This window comes from Bifidobacterium sp. POST2/T3 (B1) (assembly GCF_058197115.1).
Genome location: NZ_JBVPQK010000421.1, coordinates 1 through 2,223, shown reverse-complemented (window position 1 = coordinate 2,223; position 2,223 = coordinate 1). Strand labels below are relative to the sequence as shown.

Sequence of the window (2,223 nt, the reverse complement as noted above, 5' to 3'; positions counted from 1 at the left end):
GTCAACGATCCAGCTCGTGATCTGGCCTGGATCTTCGCCAAGCTGGACGGGTCCCGTCGCAACGCCGTCATTGCAGCATATGGCAGGATGATGGGGGCCCGGCTGGATGACCTGATCATGCTACGAGCCAATCTTTGGCTGCAAATGGAGCAGGTAGGCGAGTTCATCACCGCCCTGGATCATGCGGACAATGAGCGGATCATCCAATTCAAGGCCCAGGTTGAGCGTCTGGCCCAGCAGCTGGGCGATCACGAACAGGATCAACGCGCCCGTCGGCAACAGAAGACGCCTAGTCCGTCACCCGCAGACGCACCTTCCACGATTACTGTGGGGACTCTGCTGGGTGATGATAAAGCTGAAGACTCCTCTGCAACCAAAGCACAGCAGAATCCGGCGCCAGAGCCGGACCCCGCCTCGGCAGATGCATCGGCTGAAAGCTCTGTCACCATCGCCATCAGCAGGGTGGAAATGGCGGACCTGGCTTTAGCCCAGACCACTATGGACCATTCCGATGCCAGGAATAAACCCATCAGGCAGGCCCAGAGCACAGACCTTGGCTCCGACGATCAATCCAAGCCACCAGCTGCTGCTTCCGTCCCCCAGGAGGAGGAATCAGGCCTGAGCGATCACTTCCGCGGCATCGGCAATCCAGTCACCGACGACGAGGATGCAAATGGCGAAGCGAATCCAAAGGTTGCAATGAGCGACCCATCCAGAGATGACCAGCCCTCAAACGCCGATAAGGCGGGAGAGGCCGCTTCCCAGCCGCATGATGCTTCGTCAGCTCAGGCTCTTGCAAGCGATCAGGCAGAGACCATCGTCCTTCCCAGAAAGCCCACACCCGAACAGACTCCCACGCTCACTACAGAGGGACAGACATCGACATCGCCGCCGGAGACCGGCTCTGCCCAGGAGGGGCATCACGGGGACGCTTAGAGCGTAATCACCCGGGTCAGCGAATAATGAGACCGGAAGATCCGTGGACCGGCAGGTCTGGGCAACGGAGAAAAACCTTGGAGGTAGCAATGGATATCGAATTCGGCATCAAGAATGTGGCCCGCACGGTCAACTTCAGTACCAATGCCAAGGCGGATGAGGTGGCGGCCCACATCGCCCGGGCCCTGAACGAGGGCGGACCCATCGATCTTGTGGACGACAAGGGTCGGCACATCATCGTCCCCAAGGAATCCTTGGGCTATGCAGTAGTTGGTTCCGACACGACCCACCCCGTGGGCTTCGGCGTCCTGGGAGGCTCCTCCGACTGAGGCTGTGATCGCCTGACGGGGGCGGCAGGATCCTTCTGGTCCGGCCGCCTCCGATCTGTATCCACTAACCCTTCCAGGCCACCGGACAGCTTCCCCGGGCCCTGTCCACGATTTGGGCCACCACCTGGTCACTGGTGCAGTTCTCCCCCATGCGATTTGGCTTGCCTTGACCGTGCCAGTCCGATCCTCCGGTCACCAGCAATCCCCAGCGTTGGGCCAGGGCCAGCAATCGTCGACGCTGCTCGGGCGGATTATCCCGGTGCCAAACCTCCAGACCGCCCAGCCCATCCCTGGCCAGCTCGGCGATTTGCTGGTCGGAGAGCAGAACGGGATTGCGGCTGATGGCACCGGGATGGGCGATAACCAGGACGCCGCCTGCATGGTTGACTGCTGCCAGCACCTGGTGGGTAGTCGGCGAGGGCGTAGGCAGATAGTACGCGCTTCTGGAGGAGCAGACCCCAGCGAAGGCCTGGCTCCGGTCGGCATATACACCGGCTTTGACCAGGGCATCGGCGATGTGCGGACGGCCTACCGTGGTCTTTGATCCCTCCTTGACCTGGTCCAGCACATCCTGCCAGGTAATCGGATAATCCCGTGAAATCCGTTCGACCATAGTCCTGGTTCTGGTCAGCCTGGCTTCCCTGGTCTTGGCGAAGAGCCCGGCTATGACCGGATCCTCAGAGTCGTAAAGATAGGCCAGCATATGAACCGATACACGGCCATCCTGCGCGGTGATTTCAGTGCCTGGCAACAGGGGCATCCCCAAGTCCTTGGCCGCCTGACGGGCCTGATCCCAGCCCGCATTGGTGTCATGGTCGGTGATGGCCAGACCTTCCAGACCCAGCTGCTGCGCCTGCTCGACCATCCCCCTGGGCGTCACGGTGCCGTCGGAGAACACGGTGTGGCAGTGCAGATCCCAGCCGGAGGCCTTAGCAGTATCCTCATGCGTCATGCCTCC

Annotated in this window: 2 protein-coding genes and 1 pseudogene; 2 read left to right on the top strand and 1 reads right to left on the bottom strand. The window is 61.2% G+C overall.

Features of this window, described 5'->3' with window-relative positions:
* Both AC0AP0_RS12375 and AC0AP0_RS12370 read left to right on the top strand, forming a co-directional pair.
* Window positions 1–936, top strand: a pseudogene (locus AC0AP0_RS12375) (aminoglycoside phosphotransferase); the annotation flags it as partial.
* Between the two features lie 89 nt (window positions 937–1,025).
* Window positions 1,026–1,265 carry a DUF3107 domain-containing protein gene (locus AC0AP0_RS12370; RefSeq protein WP_046322632.1) on the top strand — a complete coding sequence of 80 codons (240 nt, stop codon included), beginning with the start codon at window positions 1,026–1,028 and terminating at the stop codon, window positions 1,263–1,265.
* A gap of 64 nt (window positions 1,266–1,329) precedes the next feature.
* On the opposite strand, the gene AC0AP0_RS12365 is transcribed toward AC0AP0_RS12370, so the two are convergent.
* Window positions 1,330–2,217 carry a PHP domain-containing protein gene (locus AC0AP0_RS12365; protein ID WP_490430698.1) on the bottom strand — a complete coding sequence of 296 codons (888 nt, stop codon included), beginning with the start codon at window positions 2,215–2,217 and terminating at the stop codon, window positions 1,330–1,332.
* Window positions 2,218–2,223: the final 6 nt, after the last annotated feature.

Bases quoted from the DNA above. Each gene is read 5' to 3' on its own strand.
- AC0AP0_RS12370 (WP_046322632.1), top strand. From the start codon at position 1,026: ATGGATATCGAATTCGGCATCAAGAATGTGGCCCGCACGGTCAACTTC.
- AC0AP0_RS12365 (WP_490430698.1), bottom strand. From the start codon at position 2,217: ATGACGCATGAGGATACTGCTAAGGCCTCCGGCTGGGATCTGCACTGC.